Below are 19,000 nucleotides of genomic sequence, written 5' to 3' on the forward strand. Positions count from 1 at the left end.
GATAATTTCCGATTAAGAGTTCCAGTGTCAGAACGCTATCGCGCCGGCTGGACCTGCTAACCAACGTTGCGGCCGCATGCAATGACAGGGATGGCGTTTCGACTGACGGCCGTGATAACCGAGCGTAACGCCTGGCACGCACTGCGCTGTGTTTCAATGGATTGATCAGAACAAGAGAACCGTTGCCATGTCCGTACGCTTCATTCCTGATGCGCTCAGTGCAGAGGCAAGTCCCGCAGGGCAATTCCCGTCCATTCCCCGTCTGCCTCCGCTGCACGTCCGGCGGCCTCGATTGACGCAGGCGCTGCTCGACAGCGACTGCCGGCTGCGCTTGATCTGCGCTCCGGCAGGATTCGGCAAGACCGTGCTGATGAGCGAGTGCGCTCGGCAGGTGCCGGCGGACACGCGGTTGGTCTGGCTGGACCTTGGTGGACGAGCCTGCACGGTGGAAGCGCTGCATGAGCAGCTCGGTGCTGCCTTGGCGGAGCCCGCAGGCGGCGGTTCTGAAAACGACTTGCTGGCTTTGCTGCGTCGTATCCGCCAGCCCGTCTGGATCATGCTCGACGACTACCCGCGGGACTCCAGTCCCGAACTCGATGATTGCCTCGATCTTCTACTGGACATGGGGCCGTCCACGGTCAGCTGGTGGGTCACCAGTCGGCGTCAGCCGGCGTGGAAACTGCCCCGGTTGCTCTTGCAGGGGCACCTGTTCGAACTTGAGGCCGAAGCGCTGGCATTCACGGCCGATGAGCTTGAACAGGTGCTCAAGGTCCATCGTATGGCCCTTTCCCCAGAGAGCTTCCAGCAGCTGCAGCGCGTCCTGGAGGGCTGGCCAGCCGGCGTCTGCCTGATGCTGCTGAACGCCGACGAACACGCCCTGCGCGAGCGGCTGCTGGCCGGCACACCGCTGCTCAGGGATTACGTGCAGCGGGAAGTGATGGCGGGGTTGAGCGACGAGGTGCGGCGCGCGCTGTTGGCCCTGGCGCGCATGCCGCGTTTCTCCGCAGAACTGTGCGATCACGTCCTCGACGGTGTGGGTCGCGAGATCCTCGATGTTCTCAAGACACGCCAGCTCTTCATCAGGCAGATCGACAACTGTGGAGAGTGGTTCAGGTTGTGGAAGCCCCTGGCCCTGATGCTGCAGCGCTCCGCGGAAAATGCGGCGCCGACTCAGGCGCATCTGCGTGCCTGTCAGTGGTTCGCCAGTCGCGGCGAGATGCGCGAAGCAGTGGAACATGCCTTGTGGGCCGGGCAGCCGGAAGTGGCGGCCAATTACCTGCAGCGGTACGGCCAGGAACAGTTGCTGATCGGCGACAACGTGTCGCGCTTCCTCAAATGGCGAAGCGAGCTGCCCCAGGATCTGTTCGCCAGTACTACGCGATTGATCGTGTTACAGGGCTGGGCGTTGATCATTTCGGCGCGACTCGACGAGGTGGATGACTGCCTGGCCGAGCTCGCCAAGTTCTTCCCTCAGCCCGACGCGCGCCGGCAGGCGCAGCTGCTGGCGCAGTGGCAGGCGCTGCGGGGCTTTCTGGCGCGTCTGCGCGGCGAGCCCGAGGCGCGACAGCACTGCCTGCAGGCGCTGGAAGTGCTCTCCGACCACGCCTGGGCGCAACGCGTCCTCTGTTTGCAGGTTCTGACGCAGCAAGCCATGGCCGAAGGCGAGCTGGAGCTTGCCCAGCACTACAACAGCGAGGGCATGAAGCTCGCACGGCTCAAGGGCAGTGTGCTCTATGAGGTAATGCTCAGCGTCGACCGAATCCAGTTGCTGGAGCTGACCGGCGAGTTCGAGCGGGCAGTCGGGGTGCTGAACGAGGCACTGCAGGCTCTGCGCGAGTCGGTTCGACACAGCCCGTTGATCGGACGGCTGCAGCTGTTGCAGGGCCACCTATTGGCCTATCAGGGGCTCGACGACCCTGCGCAGGAGGCCTACCAGCTGGGCAAGGCCGAGACCGAAACCTGCGGCGACTCCTACTGCTTCTTCGGTTACGTCGGGCTTGCCGAGCTGGCGGCGCGCAATCAGGAGTTCGCCTGCGCTTATCACTGGCTGCGCGACGCCGAGCGGCTGTCACAGTGGCGCCATGTCCCTGAGGCACGTTTCCGCGGCATCCTGCCGCTGATAAACGGAGTGGCCTGGCTACATCAGGGGGAATTGCGCAAGGCTCGCAGTGCACTCTGCCAGGTGTTGGAACTCTACGAAGGGCGCGGTTATCTGTCGCCGTCCGGCTTCTACGAATTGCTGCCGAGGGTGCGCCGCTATCTGGCTGTGATCGACATCCTGGACGGGCAGCCGGCGAAAGCGATTGCCGCGTTACGTGAACAGATCGAGCAGAACCTCGCTGCGCAGCGCCTTGGACTTGCGTGCGAGTGCCGTTTCAGCCTGGCTGAGGCCTTGCACGTCGATGGCCAGGCGGTAGAAGCGGAGGCCGAGGTGCGTCTGGCGCTGGGAGAGGCGGCTCGGCAGCATCTAGTCAAGCCGCTGTACGAACTGGCGCACCGCCAACCTCAGTGGCTGGCGCGGGTGCTGCCTGCGGTGAAGGGGGAATCGCTGCGGCAGCGTCTGTTGAGATACGAGCGCGAACCGGAGACTACTCAGGCCGCGACGGAGGAAACCGTTCTCAGCAATCGCGAGCTCACTGTCTTGCGCCTGATCGCTCAGGGCTGTTCGAATCAGGAGATAGCCGAGCAGTTATTCATCTCGCTGCATACGGTCAAGACCCATGCGCGGCGGATCAACACCAAGCTGGGGGTCGCGCGCAGGACTCAGGCGGTGGCCAAGGCCAAGGCGCTTGCCTGGCTCTGATGCCGGGGAACACCGTTGCGCCTGGGTCAGACGCCAGGCGCAACGGTACGCTGCGGATACGTTGATCGGCAGCGGGAAGAGAGTTCTTGTTGTTGTTTTGAGGACGATCGGGGGAAACGCGGCAACCTGCAGGCAGTCAGGCTGAAGCCGCTACAGCAGGGCGGGCTGCAAATCTCCGTGAAGTGCGCGTGGCGGCATCTGCTCGCCGCGTTCGATGGCGAGGCTGACCTGCAGGCTGGTGATCAGGCGTTGCAGCTGTTGCTGATCGCGCCACTGCTCCGCACTGATGAAGCGCTTCACCGCGACGCCTTCGGCGCCGGTCAGGGTCAGCAGGATGCTGCCGTCCGGCTTCTCGATGCTGAAGTTGACGTTGTAGCGGGGACGAAACACATCACTGATCTTCTGGAATGGACTCGTCATGCCTAAATACCTGTATAGGGGGTTGCCAGCAATGGACCCGGTAAGGCGATGACAAGTTTCCCGGGCGCAGCGTGTCCTGACTGCTGCAAAACGCCGCAATGCTCCTTGGCGTTACGCCTGGCTGCTCAGCTCGGCCAGCGCTTCCGGGCTGCTCTTGAAGGCCTTGGCGAACAACTCACGGTGCCGCGCCATGAAGATCCCGATATCTTCGGCCTGCTGCTCACTCAACGAGGGCGATGCCTGTTGCAGTACGGCCGCTAGCGCCTCGGCCAGCTCAAGCATTTTGTCGTGACGATCGGCTTCGGCTTTATCCATGAACAAACGCTCCAGGTCCCGACTGCTGCGGTACACCACTTCGACGGCCATTTACCACCTCGGTCATTGGCAGATTGATACTGTTTATTTGTACAGGATAAGCGGGCGCGGCGAAGATTGGTAGCGTGCCGTTGCGTCAGTGAGCGAAATGCCCTTGCAGCCGCTCGGCGTGAAACTCCAGAGTCGCGGCGCGATATCCGCTACGCAGCAGCGGCAGCGGCAGGCAGGACTCCCAGCGCGCGCCCGGTTGCAGATCGCCGGGCCCTTGGTAGGCGGGAGCGTCATAGGCACGGCGCGCAAGGTTGGTGCGTGAGCCCGGGGAATAGGCGGCCACCTCCCATTGCAGACTCTGCAGCTTCCTGTCCGTGTGGTTGACCAGTTGCACATGCAGCGGCTGAGCGCCCGGGCAGCGCTGCGGGTCGTGGGTTAGCCGGATCTCGAGGCGCGACAGCAGCCGCTCCTCACGATGTTCCTGCCAGAGCACCCAGCCGGCGACAAGTGCCAGACCGAGCACGGCCCCCAGCGAGATCGGCACCGCTCTCAGCGGGTAGCGGACCAGCAGTACCAGCCAGGTGAGGATGAGCAGGGCGCCGATCAGCATGAGCGCGCCCCTGCGGACAAACGGCTAAGCGACATGGAAGACCTCCGCATTGACCGGCTCATGCTAACCCGTGCCGGGCGAGGCTGCGCAAGGATGGGGCGCGCATTTGTAGCAGGATGTCAGTCGCTGGTTTTGCCTCGGCTGGCCAGGCGCTCGAGTGCGGCTCGTAGCGCCGGATCACGAATGCCTTGGGCGGCCGCCTGAATGCTGTCAGCGGCGTTGCTCGACAGCGGCGGTGTAGCGGCAGGCTGGTGCCTCGGTGGCGGCGGTGGCTGTACCTTGAACTGGATACGAAGCAGTCCGGCGAACTCTTCCATGGCTTCCAGCTGGCGTTGCAGGCGGCGCTGCTGGTAACGCAAGCGTGTGGCCCAATGGCCATCGGTGACGATCAGTAACAGACAACCCTCACGCCAGGAGGCCACGCGGCAATGCTCACGCGCAGCAGGCTGCAGCTGGCTCTCCAGCAACCGCTGCAGATGCTCGAGTCGCAGCGCCTCCCCGAACAAGGCTCGGAGCGGCTTTGCTTCGCGCAACAGTGAGGCCGGTGCGCGGGCCGGTGATGGGCGGAAGGCCATGATGGTCGGAAGATCCGTGATGACGGCATTCATGGTAACAGAAGGCCGCACGGCCGAAGCCGGCCAGTACGGGAGGCGTGTGATTGAAATGAGGCGTCACGAGCCCCATGTTGAGCGGCGAACGGTCGCCTGCCAGCGCCATTGGCGGGTCGCCGTGCTGCGCAGTCAGGCACCTTTCCTCAGTGCCGTTTCCGAGTAGAATGGCCCCTTTGCACGTTGCCGTGACCCCACGGACGTGCCTCCATCCCCAGCATGGAAGTCTTTGTCGATATGTTTGCGCCTTTATTGAAGAAACTCTTTGGAAGCAAGAATGAGCGTGAAGTCAAACGCATGCTCAAGGCGGTGCAAGCCGTCAATGCACTCGAAGAGCAGATGCTGTCGCTCTCCGACGAGCAACTGCGCAGCAAGACCGAAGAGTTCAAGGCCCGTCTCGAGAAAGGCGAAACCCTCGACCAGATCCTCCCCGAAGCATTCGCCGTCTGCCGTGAAGCCGGCAAGCGCGTCATGGGCATGCGCCACTTCGACGTGCAGCTGATCGGCGGCATGACCCTGCACGAAGGGCGTATCGCCGAGATGCGCACCGGCGAAGGCAAGACGCTGGTGGCAACCCTGGCGGTGTACCTCAACGCACTGGCCGGCAAGGGTGTACACGTGGTCACCGTCAACGACTACCTGGCCCGCCGCGACGCCAACTGGATGCGCCCGCTGTATGAATTCCTCGGCCTCACCGTCGGTATCGTCACGCCGTTCCAGCCGCCGGAAGAAAAGCGCGCCGCCTATGCCGCCGATATCACTTACGGCACCAACAACGAGTTCGGCTTCGACTACCTGCGCGACAACATGGCGTTCAGCCTCCAGGAAAAGAACCAGCGCGAACTCAACTTCGCGGTCATCGACGAAGTCGACTCCATCCTGATCGACGAAGCACGTACCCCGCTAATCATCTCCGGTCAGGCCGAAGACAGCTCCAAGCTCTATCAGCAGATCAACCAGCTGATTCCTCGCCTCAAGCAGCACATCGAGGAAGAAGAAGGCGTCGTTACCCAGGAAGGGCACTTCAGCATCGACGAGAAGACCCGTCAGGTCGAACTGAACGAGCAAGGCCATCAGTACATCGAAGAGCTGCTCACCGCAGCCGGCCTGCTGGCCGAAGGCGAGAGCCTCTACTCGGCGCACAATCTCGGCCTGCTGACACACGTGTACGCCGGGCTGCGTGCCCACAAGCTGTTCCACCGCAACGTCGAATACATCGTGCAGAACAACCAGGTGCTGCTGATCGACGAGCACACCGGCCGGACCATGCCCGGGCGCCGGCTCTCGGAAGGGCTGCACCAGGCCATCGAGGCCAAGGAAGGGCTGCAGATCCAGCCGGAAAGCCAGACCCTCGCTTCCACCACCTTCCAGAACTACTTCCGCCTTTACAAGAAACTCGCCGGCATGACCGGCACGGCCGATACCGAAGCCTTCGAATTCCAGCAGATCTACAACCTGCCCGTGGTGGTCATCCCGACCAACAAGCCGCTGGCGCGCAAGGACTTCAATGACCTGGTCTACCTGACCCAGGAAGAGAAGTTCGCCGCGATCATCGCCGATATCAAGGAATGCCGCGAACAGGGCCGCCCCGTGCTGGTCGGCACCGCGACCATCGAGACGTCCGAGTACGTATCGCGTCTGCTGGAGAAGGAAGGTATCGAACACAAGGTGCTCAACGCCAAGCACCATGACAAGGAAGCCGAGATCATCGCCCAGGCCGGTCGCCCGGGTGCGGTGACCATCGCCACCAACATGGCGGGTCGCGGTACCGACATCCTGCTCGGTGGCAACTGGGAAGTGGAAGTCGCGGCCCTCGAGAACCCGAGCGAAGAACAGGTTGCGCAGATCAAGGCCGACTGGCAGAAGCGCCACCAACAGGTGCTGGAGGCGGGCGGTCTGCACGTGATCGCATCCGAGCGTCACGAGTCGCGTCGTATCGACAACCAGCTGCGTGGCCGGGCCGGACGCCAGGGGGACCCAGGCTCCAGCCGTTTCTACCTGTCGCTGGAAGACAGCCTGATGCGCATCTTCGCCTCCGACCGGGTGAAGAACTTCATGAAGGCGCTGGGTATGGAGTCCGGCGAGGCCATCGAGCACCGCATGGTCACCAATGCCATCGAGAAGGCGCAGCGCAAGGTCGAAGGCCGCAACTTCGACATGCGCAAGCAGCTGCTCGAATACGACGACGTGGCCAACGAGCAGCGCAAGGTGATCTACCACATGCGCAACAGCCTGCTGGCGGCAGACGAAATCGGCCAGACCATTGCCGAGTTCCGCCAGGAGGTGCTGGACGCCTCCATCAGCGCGCATATCCCGCCGCAGTCGCTGCCCGAGCAGTGGGACATCCCCGGTCTGGAGGCGGTGCTGTACAGCGATTTCGGCGCGCGCCTGCCGATTCAGCAGTGGCTCGACGAGGACGAGAAGCTCTACGAAGAGACCCTGCGCGAGAAAATCATGCAGGCGCTGCTGGCGGACTACCAGGAGAAGGAAGAGCTGGCCGGCCCCGAGGCGCTGCGCACCTTCGAGAAGCAGATCGTGCTGCGCGTGCTGGACGACCTGTGGAAAGAACATCTGTCGACCATGGACCATCTGCGCCACGGCATTCACCTGCGCGGTTATGCGCAGAAGAACCCGAAGCAGGAATACAAGCGCGAGTCCTTCGCACTGTTCCAGGACCTGCTGGAATCCATCAAGCGCGACAGCATCCGCGTGCTTTCCCACGTGCAGGTTCGCCGCGAAGACCCGGCCGAAGAAGAGGCCCGTCTGCGCCGCGAGGCCGAGGAGCTGGCCAAGCGCATGCAGTTCCAGCACGCCGAGGTGTCCGCGCTGGATCAGCCGGAAGAACAGCCCGAGGTGGCCGGCCAGCCGGACGTCGCGGTGGCGCCGGTGCGCACCGAGCCGAAGATCGGTCGCAACGAGCCCTGCCCATGTGGCTCGGGCAAGAAGTACAAGCATTGCCACGGACAGGTCCAGTAAGCCCGACCTTGTCCCGTTGATCCACGCCGCGACCGGCCTGTGCCGCTCGCGGCGTTTTTCTCCCCGTCACCTGGCCTGTTGGCCACCACTGTCTTGAAGGAGCGCTCCATGGCTGTCGGTCTTGGTCCTTTACCTACACTGCATCCGGTTCCCGGCTTCGAGCTGGGCATCGCCTCCGCCGGCATCAAGCGCCCGGGCCGCAAGGACGTGGTGGTGATGCGCTGCGCCGAAGGTTCGCGAGTGGCTGGAGTGACCACCACCAACGCGTTCTGTGCCGCGCCGGTACTGATCACCCGCGAACGCATGCACGGTCCGGTGCGCTACCTGCTGACTAACACCGGTAACGCCAACGCCGGCACCGGGCCTCAGGGGCTGGCCGACGCCCGTCGCACCTGCGCCGCGCTGGCAGCGCTGACCGGCGTTGACGAGACTGCCGTGCTGCCGTTTTCCACCGGTGTGATCGGCGAACCGCTGCCGGTGCAGAAGATCGAGTCGGCATTGCAGGCCGCGCTCGACGACCTCTCGCCCGATCATTGGGCCGAGGCCGCGACCGGCATCATGACCACCGACACCCAGCCCAAGGGCGCCAGCCGACAGTTCCAGCACGACGGCGTCACTGTCACCGTTACCGGTATCAGCAAGGGCGCCGGGATGATCCGGCCGAACATGGCCACCATGCTCGGCTACATCGCCACCGACGCCAAGGTGGCCGGCAACGTGCTGCAGGATCTGGTGCGCGATGCGGCGAACAAGTCTTTCAATCGCATCACTATCGATGGCGATACCTCGACCAACGACTGCTGCATGCTGATCGCCACCGGCCAGGCTGCATTGCCGGAGATCACATCCGCCGCCGGCGAGCTGTTCGGCAAGCTCAAGCAGGCGGTTCTCGAGGTGTTCATGGAAGTGGCCCAGGCCATCGTCCGCGATGGCGAGGGAGCGACCAAGTTCGTCACCGTGCAGGTCAACGGGGGCGGCAATCATCAGGAATGCCTGGACGTCGCCTACGCCGTGGCCCATTCGCCGCTGATCAAGACTGCACTGTTCGCGTCCGACCCGAACTGGGGGCGCATCCTCGCCGCCGTGGGGTATGCCGGTGTGCCGGATCTGGATGTGAGCAAGATCGATGTGTTCCTCGGCGAGGTCTGCATCGCCAGCCAGGGTGGCCGCTCGCCCAGCTATACCGAAGAGCAGGGCGCCGCGGTGATGGCCCGTGAGGAGATCAGCATTCGCATCGAGTTGGGCCGCGGCAGCTGCAGCGAGACCATCTGGACCACCGACCTGTCCCACGAGTACGTGAAGATCAACGCCGAATACCGGACCTGATCGTCTCGCCCCTCGCTATTCCCGTTGCGCATGGGCCCATGTGCAGCGGGAATTGCCTTCTCCACGCGTTGAGCTTTAACGTCCGCTGACTTCCTCTGTCGACGTGAGGCGCATCGATCATGGCTTTGCAACTGGTTATTGGCGACCGCAACTACTCGTCCTGGTCGCTGCGGGCTGCCCTGGTGCTGGATCTGTCCGGCCAGCCGTTTTCGGATATCCCCGTAGCGCTCTATCGACCCGAGAGTCGGGCGCGCCTGCTCAGCTACTCGCCAACCGGCAAGGTGCCGGTGCTGCTGACCGATGAGGGCCCGGTATGGGACTCGCTGGCCATTGCCGAGTACCTTGCCGAGGTTGCGCCCAAGGCGCAGCTTTGGCCACAAGAGCGTTATGCGCGAGCGCTGGCGCGCAGCATCTGTGCCGAGATGCACAGCGGCTTTCAGGCGCTGCGCAGCCACCTGCCGATGGATATGGCGCGTGATCAGGCGCTGGCGCAGTTGCCTGAAGCGGTGCAGGAGGACATCGATCGGATCTGTGCGATCTGGGCCGACTGCCGCGGGCGCTTTGGCCAGGGCGGAGCCTACCTGTTCGGTCAGCCAGGCGTCGCCGATGCCTTCTACGCGCCGGTGGCGTCGCGCCTGCGTAGCTATCGGGTTGAGCTGCCACCCATCGCGACGGCTTATGTCGAGACGATCCACCAATGGCCAGCCTTTCAGCGCTGGCGCGAACGAGCCGTGCAGGAAGTGATGAAGTGAAGCGTATCCATGTTGCTGCGGCCGTCATCCGCGGGCCGGAATCGAGCGTGTTGATCGCCAAACGCCCACTCGACAAGCATCAGGGCGGTCTGTGGGAATTTCCGGGCGGCAAGGTCGAGGACGGTGAAGGCGTGGAATCGGCGCTGGCCCGTGAGCTGCAGGAGGAGTTGGGCATCGAGGTGACCCAGGCCCAACCGTTGATACAGGTACGCCACGACTATCCGGACAAGCAGGTCCTGCTGGATGTCTGGGAAGTGCTGGCGTTCGCCGGCGAGCCGCACGGTGCCGAGGGTCAGCCGCTGGCCTGGGTCGCCCCGGAGGAGCTTGTCGACTACAGTTTTCCCGCCGCCAATCAGCCGATCGTGACCGCAGCCCGTCTCCCGCAGCATTATCTGATCACCCCAGACGGCCTTGCCATGCCGCGTTTGCTCGAAGGAATTGCGCGGGCGCTGGATGCAGGCATTCGGCTCATCCAGTTGCGTGCGCCGTCCCTCCCGCCTGCGGACTATCGGGCGCTTGCCGAGCGTGTGCTGGCCCTGTGCGCGGGACGTGCCCAACTGATGCTCAAGGGCCCACTGGAGTGGGTCGAGGACTTTCCCGGCGCGGGTTGGCACCTCACTGCCGAACAGCTGCGGCGGGCCGGAAGCGGGCGGCCAGTGCAAGCGCAGCGATGGCTGGCAGCGTCCTGTCATGGGGCAGAAGAGCTGGCACTGGCAGCGGCATTGGAGGTAGATTTCGTCACCTTGTCGCCCGTGCAGAGCACGGCGACTCATCCCGGCGCGCCTACTCTGGGCTGGCAGCGGGCAGCGGGCAGCGGACTTGCTGTCAGGCTTCGACCGGCCGGTTTTCCTGCTCGGTGGGCTACAGGTAGGCGATATGGGACGGGCTCGGCAGATAGGCGCGCAAGGCATTGCGGCCATCCGCGCGTTCTGGCCGGATTGAACCGCGGAGCCAATCGCGGGTCACTGCCGATGCCGCCTGAAAGACTGCAACTGAAATGTTTCATTGATAGTGAAAAGCAATGAAGGCTATTACCTTAATCAATTAACAGTATGCTGTCGGGTGCGCTATCGTAGGCGCCGTCAAAGTTTTTGAATTCCTTTTCCAAAACCCCGAGGAGTTAGCATGTCGTTGATCAACACTCAGGTTCAGCCGTTTAAAGTCAATGCCTTCCACAATGGCAAGTTCATCGAAGTCACCGAAGAGTCCCTGAAGGGCAAGTGGTCCGTGCTGATCTTCATGCCGGCTGCCTTCACCTTCAACTGCCCGACCGAGATCGAAGACGCTGCCAACAGCTACGCCGAGTTCCAGAAGGCCGGTACCGAGGTGTACATCGTCACCACCGATACCCACTTCTCGCACAAGGTCTGGCACGAAACTTCCCCTGCCGTTGGCAAGGCGCAGTTCCCGCTGATCGGTGACCCGACTCACCAGCTGACCCGCGCTTTCGGTGTGCACATCGAAGAAGAAGGTCTGGCGCTGCGCGGCACCTTCCTGATCAACCCGGAAGGCGTGATCAAGACCGTCGAGATCCACTCCAACGAGATCGCTCGTGACGTGTCCGAGACCCTGCGCAAGCTGAAAGCCGCTCAGTACACCGCCGCTCACCCGGGCGAAGTCTGCCCGGCCAAGTGGAAAGAAGGCGAGAAGACCCTGGCTCCGTCGCTGGACCTGGTCGGCAAGATCTAAGGCTTCGCCTATCTGCCCTGCGTGCTGGGGGGCTGGTCAAAGCCCTCTGGCAACCCAACGCCTGGACGCGAACCGTCCGGGCGTTTTATTTCCTGAATTCCGTACGGGGTACCGCTGCTCATGTTGGACACCAATCTCAAGACCCAGTTGAAAGCCTACCTGGAGAAGGTCACCCAGCCCTTCGAGATCGTCGCGTCCCTCGATGACGGCGAGAAATCCCAGGAGCTGCTGAGCCTGCTGCAGGACATCGCCGGCCTCAGCGACAAGATCACCTTGAAGACCGACGGCGACGATGCGCGCAAGCCGTCGTTCTCGCTCAACCGCATCGGCGGCAACATCAGCCTGCGTTTCGCCGGCATCCCCATGGGCCACGAGTTCACCTCGCTGGTGCTGGCTCTGCTGCAGGTCGGCGGCCACCCGTCGAAGACCGCACCGGAAGTCATTGAGCAGATCAAGGCCCTCGACGGCGACTACCGCTTCGAAACCTACTTTTCGCTGTCCTGCCAGAACTGCCCGGACGTGGTCCAGGCGTTGAACCTGATGGCCGTGCTCAACCCGAACATCCAGCACGTGGCCATCGACGGCGCGCTGTTCCAGGACGAGGTCGAAGCGCGCCAGATCATGTCGGTGCCGAGCATCTACCTCAACGGCGAGTTGTTCACCCAGGGCCGCATGAGCGAAGAAGAGATCCTCGCCAAGCTCGACACCGGTTCCAGCGCCCGTGATGCCGAGAAGCTCAAGGCCAAGGACACCTTCGACGTGCTGGTGGTCGGCGGCGGCCCGGCCGGCGCCGCAGCGGCGATCTACGCCGCGCGCAAGGGCATCCGCACCGGTGTCGCAGCCGAGCGCTTCGGCGGGCAGGTGCTCGACACCATGGCCATCGAAAACTTCATCTCGGTGAAGGAAACCGAAGGCCCGAAACTGGCCCGCGCGCTGGAAGAGCACGTGCGCGAGTACGAGGTCGACATCATGAACCTGCAGCGCGCCAGTCAGTTGATCCCGGCCGGCGACGAAGGCCTGCACCGCGTGCAGTTCGAGAATGGCGGCGAGCTCAAGGCCAAGACCCTGATCCTCGCCACCGGCGCGCGCTGGCGCGAAATGAACGTGCCGGGCGAGCAGGAATACCGCGGCCGTGGCGTCGCCTACTGCCCGCACTGCGACGGCCCGCTGTTCAAGGGCAAGCGCGTGGCGGTGATCGGCGGCGGCAACTCCGGCGTGGAAGCGGCCATCGACCTGGCCGGCATCGTCGCTCATGTGACCCTGCTCGAGTTCGGCGAGGAGCTGCGTGCCGACGCCGTGCTGCAGCGCAAGCTCAACAGCCTGCCCAACGTCCGCGTGCTGAAGATGGCACAGACCACCGAGGTCAAGGGCGACGGCCAGAAGGTCACCGGCCTGGTCTACAAGGACCGCAACAACGACGAGATGCACGAAGTCGAGCTGGAAGGCATCTTCGTGCAGATCGGCCTGCTGCCCAACAGCGAATGGCTCAAGGGCACCCTGGAACTGTCGCGCTTCGGCGAAATCATCGTCGATGCCAAGGGCCAGACCAGCATCCCCGGCGTGTTCGCCGCCGGTGACGTGACCACAGTACCGTACAAGCAGATCGTGATCGCCGTCGGCGAGGGCGCCAAGGCCTCGCTGAGCGCCTTCGATCACCTGATCCGCAGCTCCGCGCCGGCCTGATCGGGATCGGCGAACAAAAGGGGAGCAACCGAGAGGTTGCTCCCCTTTTTCGTGGGCGATTCTTCGTGGGTGACAGGGGACAGGGCGAGTGCCCGTCCCGGCTGAGGATCATTGCGTGCTGGCTGCGGTCTACTCCGGTACACCGTGCTACCGCTCAGGTGGAAGCGAACGCCACGGCTTTGCCACTGGCGTGCATGTCGAGCAGTCCATGGAGCTGTCCACGAAGATGATGAATGCGCAAACGCTGCAGGGGGCTCGCAGGGTCGTGCTGACCTATCCCAATCGCCCGCGCGAGCCCCAGCACGAGAAGATTGTCCACGCCGCATTGGCCGAACGCCTGGCCGTGTTGCTGGGCCTGAGTTACGGCGGCGAATACGATCCGACTCGCCGCTACGACGCCCATCCTTACCTGGTGCCGTCGGGAACCGTTGTCGGTCTGCATGAGGCCCACGAGCTGGGGCTGAACGAAGAGGGCGACCTGTTCGGCGGCGTCGTGCCACAGCCCTTCGTCGAGACCAAGGCCATCACCCATCCGCTGGTGCGTCCGGACGCCGTGGCGCCGGTCGGCTGGTCGCGCGATTTCGGTACCCAGGTCAAAGGCAGCGTGCTGGCCGGCTACAGCGCGTTCAGCCTGGAGGATGCCAGGGACGCGGGGCGACGGCTGTTGCATGAGGGGGCGGTGCGGATCAAACCGGTCCGCGCGACGGGCGGGCGCGGCCAGCTGCGCGTTGACGACAGCGATGCCCTCGACCAGGCGTTGTTCGCCCTCGACGAGAAGGAGCTGGGTCAGTACGGCGTCGTGCTCGAAGCTCATCTGGAGCGCGTCACCACGCTTCAGCGTTGGTCAGGTACGTGTCGGCGGGCGTCTGGCCAGTTACTACGGTACCCAGCGACTGACCCGCGACAATGCCGGCAACGAGGTCTATGGCGGCTCGGATCTCGTGGTCGTCGATGGTGATTTCGAGGCGCTGCTGGCACTGGACCTTCCGGAAACCACGCGCCTGGCAGTCAGCCAGGCACAGGTCTACGACGAGGCAGCTTCGAGCTGCTACCGGCACTTTTTCGCCTCGCGGCGCAATTACGACATCGCCCAGGGCATCGACGGGCGTGGCCAACCACGTTCCGGCGTACTCGAGCAATCCTGGCGCATCGGCGGTGCCAGCAGCGCCGAGATCGCCGCGCTCGAAGCATTCAGGCGGGGCAGTGCGGTGCGTGCGGTAAAGGCGTCTTCGATCGAACTCTATGGTGAACAACAGCAGGTGCCGGCCGGTGCCCAGGTGCTGTATCGGGACGAGGACGCCGAAGTGGGCTTCATCACCAAATGCGTAATGGTGGAGGACTATGGCGACGCATAGCGAGATGGTGAACATCCTGGTGGGCGACGAGCACATCGCCGGGACCTTTCTGTCACCGCCGGAAAAGATGCCCGGCGTACTGTTCGTGCATGGCTGGGGCGGTAGTCAGCAGCGCGATCTGACGCGCGCGCGGGGCATCGCCGGGCTCGGTTGCGTCTGCCTGTCGTTCGACCTGCGAGGCCATGCGCAGACCCGGGCACAGCAGGAAACCGTGACCCGCGAGCAGAACCTCGACGATCTGCTGGCCGCTTACGACCTGCTCGCCCAGCACCCGCATATCGACCCTTCGGCGATCGCTGTGGTGGGTACCAGCTATGGCGGTTACCTGGCAGCAATCCTCACCTCCTTGCGCCCAGTGAAGTGGCTGGCGCTGCGCGTGCCTGCGCTGTACCGCGACGAGGAATGGCAGGTGCCCAAGCGCCAGCTGGACCGCGAGGTACTCAACCAGCTGCGCAGCCGCCGCGTGCGGCCCGAGGAAAACCGTGCACTGGCGGCCTGCGCGGCATTCCGCGGCGACGTGCTGATCGTCGAGTCCGAGCACGATACCTTCGTGCCTCACGAAACCATCATGAGCTATCGCGCCGCCTTTCATTCCACTCATTCACTGACCCATCGGATCATCGATGGCGCCGACCATGCGCTGAGCAACGAGCGCTGCCAGGAGGCCTACACATCGATCCTGGTCAACTGGGCGACGGAAATGGTCATCGGTGCGCGTCTCGACGAAAAGTCGGCAGCCGGCTTTCGGGGCGTGGATGAGGGCGAGGAGCCCGGGCGCGGCGCAGCGCAGTCGAGCTGATCCGATCAATCGGGCGGCGTAGCGGGTGGCGTCGGTCCGACGAAACGACTCCAGCGTCGGTCGAGCACCTGCTGCTTGAGTACTTCGATGACATCGACCAACAGTTCTTCCAGGGCCAGGTCGGTGTGTTCGTCCTGATAGACCCAGGCATCGAAGAACTCGTCGGCGAGATTGGCCGCCAGGGCCTGGAACTGCGGCCCGCGCATGCCTTCGACGGCGCCCTGCAGGAGGCGTGCGGCGATATCGCTGAGCGCGTCGTCGAGCGTCGCGGCCAGTCGATTGCCGAGCGGCAGCCTTCTGAGGCTGTGCATCTCCGGGTTGTCCTGCAGCGCCTGGTGGATCAGCTGGCTGACATAGCCTTCGATGGCGCCGCGATTGTCCCGGTAACCGGTCTCCAGCATGTCCCGCAGGCGCCGCGACAGGTCGTTGAGCACGCGCTGCTTGCGCGGTCGGACCACCTCCTGCAGAAGACGCCGCGAGAGGTCATCACTGGCGCCGATCTCCTGCTGCAGACGGCCGAACAGGCGCACCATCACCCGGTCGGAAAGCTCTTCGATCAGCAGGTAGTAATAACGGCTGAACAGCCCATAGACGGCCCACCGGCGCATGTCGATCAGGCCGAGGCGCTGCAGGCGAATGAGCAGGCTGCCAACCCGCAGTACCCGCAGCCAGCGGAACCCCACCAGCGGAATGCAGCCGAGCACGTCATACCAGTGAGCGAACGGGTAGTAGTACCAGCGCGCATAACGGCGCTCGAACAGCGCGACCGTCCAGCCGAGCAGCACGTCGAGAAGGAAGACCGCGACGAAGGCCAGATCGATGTACTGGAAGTTGGCATGGATGCTTTGCTGATAACGCTCGTGGAGCTGCGGCACCAGGCTGGCAAGCGCCGTGTTGACCGGCTGCAGCGCGAACAGGCTATCGAACAGGATCAGCGCCAGGTTCACGCAGACCAGCAGGACGATGAAGGCTTCCCAGGCGGCATGCAGCCCGTCGCGCCGTCGCGCCTGTTGATCCACGCGGTGCTCAGTCATCCGCGCCGGCTGCCGCGGCGGCGGGTTGCCAGAGGATCTCGCCACACCCCTGGCGCCGCGCAATCAGGCGGGCGGCGACGAACAGCGCATCGGACAGCCGGTTCAGATAGGCCAGCAGCACCGGGCGCACGGTTTCGCTGGCATTGAGCTGCTGGCAGCGGCGCTCGGCAGTGCGCGTCACGCTGCGGCACAGGTGGGCGAGGGCGATGAGTCGCGAACCGCCCGGCAGGATGAACTCCTTGAGCGGGCCCAGCTCCTGGTTCCAACGGTCGATGGCCTGCTCCAGGCGCTCGATCTCGCTTTCCTGCAGCGCCTGGTAGTCGGGCATCGCCAGCTCGCCGCCAAGATCGAATAGGCGGTGTTGGCACGGGCCGAACACGCTGATCAGCTCATCGAGCGCCGGCCACTGCACCTGCGCATCGGCCAGCTCGGCAAGCAGCAGGCCGAGCTGGCTGTTGAGCGTATCGACCTCGCCCATGGCCTCGATGCGGGGGTGATCCTTGGCGACCCGACGGCCGTCGCCCAGGCCGGTTTCGCCGCTGTCGCCGGTGCGGGTGTAGATCTTGGATAGTCGATTGCCCATGGTTTTTCCTTGTTCAGGTCGCAGTCGGCTCGACTGGCGAGCTTAGCGGCAGTCGCAGGGTGAAGGTGGTGCCGTGGCCGGGTTGGCACTGCACCTCCATCTGACCCTGGTGATTGTTGGTGATGATGAAATACGAAACGGAAAGGCCCAGTCCGGTTCCCTGGCCGACTTCCTTGGTGGTGAAGAAAGGTTCGAAGATGCGCTTGCGCACGTTCTCGGGGATGCCGCCGCCGTTGTCCTCCACCTGAATTTCCGCCCAGGGCGGGTTCAGCCGGGTACGCAGAATGATCTGCCCGGGCTCACCGCTGTGGTGCGCATGGATGGCCTGGGCCGCGTTCTTCAGCAGATTGAGCAGCACCTGCTCCAGCTCGTTGCCGATGCAGGGCACCCGATCCACGCGCGGGTCGAAGTCACGGACGATATCGATGGCCTTGAAATCGAAGCCTTCCATCAGGGCGAAGTCGTTTCCGGCGATCTCCAGGGCCTGGTCGATCAGCACCGGCAAATGGCAGTCGGCCAGTTGGCGGTTGCTCATGCGACTGAAACTGAGCATGTGGCTGACGATCTTCGCGGCCCTCGAGCCGGCCTGCTGGATACCATCGAGCAGCTGCGGCACCTCGCGGCGCTGCAGGTACTGGTTGACTGCCTCCAGGCGCACCCCGGTTTCCTCGGCCGCCTCGCGATTGCGCTCGAGCTCGGCGGAGAGCCGGCGACGTATGTTCTGGGCGTTGTGCAGGATGGCGCCGAGGGGGTTGTTGATCTCGTGAGCCATGCCGGCCGCCAGGCTGCCCACCGAAAGCATCTTCTCCGACTGCACCATCATTTCTTCCATGTTGATGCGCTGGGTGATGTCGTCGATGCGGATCACCACGCCACGACCGCCGCCGCCGGTCAGTGGATAGCAGGTGAGCGCGTAGTGGTGTGGCTCGTCGTTGCGCAGCCAGGTCACTTTTTCGATCTTTTCCACCACATGCTGCTCGGAGCTGCGGCGGATCTGCGTGAGGAAGGGCTTGAGCGGCTCGAAGGCGACGAATACCGGCTGATTCAGCGCATCGTCCAGCGGCGTGCCGGAAAGGGCGCTGGCTTCCTGATTCCATTGGGTGACGTAGAGCTGCTCGTCGAGGGCGATCAGCGCCGAGGGCATCGAGTCGATGATGCTATTGAGGTATTTCTGGAAGCCGGTGAGCTTCTGTTCGATCTTGCTGCGCACCTGCACTTCCAGCTCCAGTTTACGGTTGGAGTGGCGCGTTTCCTCGGCCAGACCCTGGGCATGGTCGAAGGCTTCCTGGGCGTCGTCACGGGCGCGCTTGAGCTGCTGCTCACGGGCTTCCATGCGCGACAGCATGGTGTTGAAGGCATCGGCGAGGCGACCGATCTCGTCCTGGTTGCCGGGCTTGGCGCGCAGGGAATAGTCCTCCTCGCGGGTGACCTGGCGCGACAGCGCCTCCAGATCGCGAATCGGCCGGGTAATGAGCTGGCGGATCTGACGCGCCACCAGAATCCAGAGCAGCAGACTGGCTACCAGGATGGCCAGGCTCGCCGTCAGCGTGCCGGTGTAGAACGCGCCTGGCAGTTCGCTGCTGGCCACCATCAGCAGATGCCCGGCGCTGCCGTCCGCTTGCGGTAGCCTGACCAGCAGGTTGGCGCGGATTTCGCCAGCACGCCAGTCGGCGACCTTGTCGATCCGCTCCGGCAGCCGCAGCCGCTCACCCTGCTGCAGCTGCGCAAGGCTGTTGCCGTCGCGGTCGTAGATCACTGCTGCGCGCAGCGGAGCATAGCCGTCCAGGCGCCTGAGCAACTCGCTGGCTGCCTCGGGCGAGGACAGGGCGCGGCTGCTCAGCTCCTCGGTGGTGAAAAGTTCGCCAAGCGTGTGCATGGCTTGCGGAGCGACGCTCTGCCGCGAGATCCAGTAGGCGGCACTGATGAAGGTGAGGTTGGATACCAGCAGCACGGCGGCGAGCAGGACGAGCAGGGCGAGCAGCAGCTTGCGGCCGACCGGGAGATTTTCGAGGCGCTGACGCAGCTTCATGGAACGGGCACGGCTTGGCGGAGGGTT

General features: G+C 64.0%; 14 protein-coding genes and 2 pseudogenes. 9 read left to right on the forward strand and 7 right to left on the reverse strand.

Annotated features, from left to right (window positions below; all coding sequences use genetic code 11):
* Nucleotides 1–187 precede the first annotated feature (187 nt).
* Entirely contained in the window at nucleotides 188–2,803 is a 2,616-nt protein-coding gene (locus P5703_RS04050; RefSeq protein WP_279641190.1) for a LuxR C-terminal-related transcriptional regulator, read from the forward strand.
* Between the two features lie 150 nt (nucleotides 2,804–2,953).
* Here the strand turns inward: P5703_RS04050 and P5703_RS04055 are convergent, their stop codons facing one another.
* The 4 genes from P5703_RS04055 to P5703_RS04070 all read right to left on the reverse strand — a co-directional run bounded on the left by P5703_RS04055 (nucleotide 2,954) and on the right by P5703_RS04070 (nucleotide 4,714).
* Nucleotides 2,954–3,223: a DUF3509 domain-containing protein gene (locus tag P5703_RS04055; protein ID WP_013983755.1), complete on the reverse strand. Its 270-nt coding sequence runs from the start codon at nucleotides 3,221–3,223 to the stop codon at nucleotides 2,954–2,956.
* A gap of 111 nt (nucleotides 3,224–3,334) precedes the next feature.
* Entirely contained in the window at nucleotides 3,335–3,589 is a 255-nt protein-coding gene (locus P5703_RS04060; RefSeq protein WP_014597493.1) for a YebG family protein, read from the reverse strand.
* 85 nt (nucleotides 3,590–3,674) lie between these two features.
* On the reverse strand, nucleotides 3,675–4,139 hold the full coding sequence (locus tag P5703_RS04065) for a hypothetical protein (protein WP_017246103.1): 465 nt from the start codon (nucleotides 4,137–4,139) through the stop codon (nucleotides 3,675–3,677).
* Nucleotides 4,140–4,258: 119 nt separating this feature from the next.
* On the reverse strand, nucleotides 4,259–4,714 hold the full coding sequence (locus tag P5703_RS04070; RefSeq protein WP_125851402.1) for a DciA family protein: 456 nt from the start codon (nucleotides 4,712–4,714) through the stop codon (nucleotides 4,259–4,261).
* Between the two features lie 270 nt (nucleotides 4,715–4,984).
* Here P5703_RS04070 and secA point away from each other — a divergent pair, with 270 nt between their 5' ends.
* The 8 genes and pseudogenes from secA to P5703_RS04110 all read left to right on the forward strand — a co-directional run bounded on the left by secA (nucleotide 4,985) and on the right by P5703_RS04110 (nucleotide 15,327).
* Nucleotides 4,985–7,723: a preprotein translocase subunit SecA gene (secA, locus tag P5703_RS04075; RefSeq protein ID WP_279641191.1), complete on the forward strand. Its 2,739-nt coding sequence runs from the start codon at nucleotides 4,985–4,987 to the stop codon at nucleotides 7,721–7,723.
* Between the two features lie 108 nt (nucleotides 7,724–7,831).
* Entirely contained in the window at nucleotides 7,832–9,049 is a 1,218-nt protein-coding gene (argJ, locus tag P5703_RS04080) for a bifunctional glutamate N-acetyltransferase/amino-acid acetyltransferase ArgJ (protein WP_279641192.1), read from the forward strand.
* A 119-nt stretch (nucleotides 9,050–9,168) separates the two neighbouring features.
* Nucleotides 9,169–9,801 carry a glutathione S-transferase family protein gene (locus P5703_RS04085; RefSeq protein ID WP_218651012.1) on the forward strand — a complete coding sequence of 211 codons (633 nt, stop codon included), beginning with the start codon at nucleotides 9,169–9,171 and terminating at the stop codon, nucleotides 9,799–9,801.
* Nucleotides 9,798–10,743, forward strand: a pseudogene (locus tag P5703_RS04090) (Nudix family hydrolase). Before P5703_RS04085 ends, P5703_RS04090 begins: the two are co-directional and overlap by 4 nt.
* A 183-nt stretch (nucleotides 10,744–10,926) precedes the next feature.
* A complete protein-coding gene (ahpC, locus tag P5703_RS04095) occupies nucleotides 10,927–11,490 on the forward strand; it encodes an alkyl hydroperoxide reductase subunit C (protein WP_003284760.1) in 564 nt (187 codons plus the stop codon).
* A 120-nt stretch (nucleotides 11,491–11,610) separates the two neighbouring features.
* The gene (gene ahpF, locus P5703_RS04100) at nucleotides 11,611–13,173 is read left to right on the forward strand and encodes an alkyl hydroperoxide reductase subunit F (RefSeq protein WP_283269936.1); all 1,563 of its coding nucleotides are present in this window, start codon (nucleotides 11,611–11,613) and stop codon (nucleotides 13,171–13,173) included.
* A 226-nt stretch (nucleotides 13,174–13,399) separates the two neighbouring features.
* A pseudogene (locus P5703_RS04105) lies at nucleotides 13,400–14,528 on the forward strand (DUF3182 family protein).
* A complete protein-coding gene (locus tag P5703_RS04110) occupies nucleotides 14,515–15,327 on the forward strand; it encodes an alpha/beta hydrolase family protein (protein ID WP_014597484.1) in 813 nt (270 codons plus the stop codon). The pseudogene P5703_RS04105 and the gene P5703_RS04110 overlap by 14 nt, the downstream one beginning before the upstream one ends.
* A gap of 5 nt (nucleotides 15,328–15,332) precedes the next feature.
* Here P5703_RS04110 and P5703_RS04115 read toward each other — a convergent pair whose 3' ends face one another.
* Genes P5703_RS04115 through P5703_RS04125 form a run of 3 tightly spaced genes read right to left on the reverse strand, consistent with a single transcriptional unit; the run spans nucleotide 15,333 to nucleotide 18,973 of the window.
* A complete protein-coding gene (locus P5703_RS04115) occupies nucleotides 15,333–16,361 on the reverse strand; it encodes an ion transporter (RefSeq protein ID WP_285585612.1) in 1,029 nt (342 codons plus the stop codon).
* Entirely contained in the window at nucleotides 16,354–16,944 is a 591-nt protein-coding gene (locus P5703_RS04120; RefSeq protein ID WP_125852667.1) for a cob(I)yrinic acid a,c-diamide adenosyltransferase, read from the reverse strand. The genes P5703_RS04115 and P5703_RS04120 overlap by 8 nt, the downstream gene beginning before the upstream one ends.
* Before the next feature lie 13 nt (nucleotides 16,945–16,957).
* Nucleotides 16,958–18,973, reverse strand: a complete 2,016-nt coding sequence (locus P5703_RS04125; protein WP_013983740.1) for a sensor histidine kinase — start codon at nucleotides 18,971–18,973, stop codon at nucleotides 16,958–16,960.
* Between the last annotated feature and the right edge of the window lie 27 nt (nucleotides 18,974–19,000).

This window comes from Stutzerimonas sp. FeSN7, assembly GCF_030263795.1.
GTDB classification, from domain to species: Bacteria; Pseudomonadota; Gammaproteobacteria; order Pseudomonadales; family Pseudomonadaceae; genus Stutzerimonas; species Stutzerimonas stutzeri.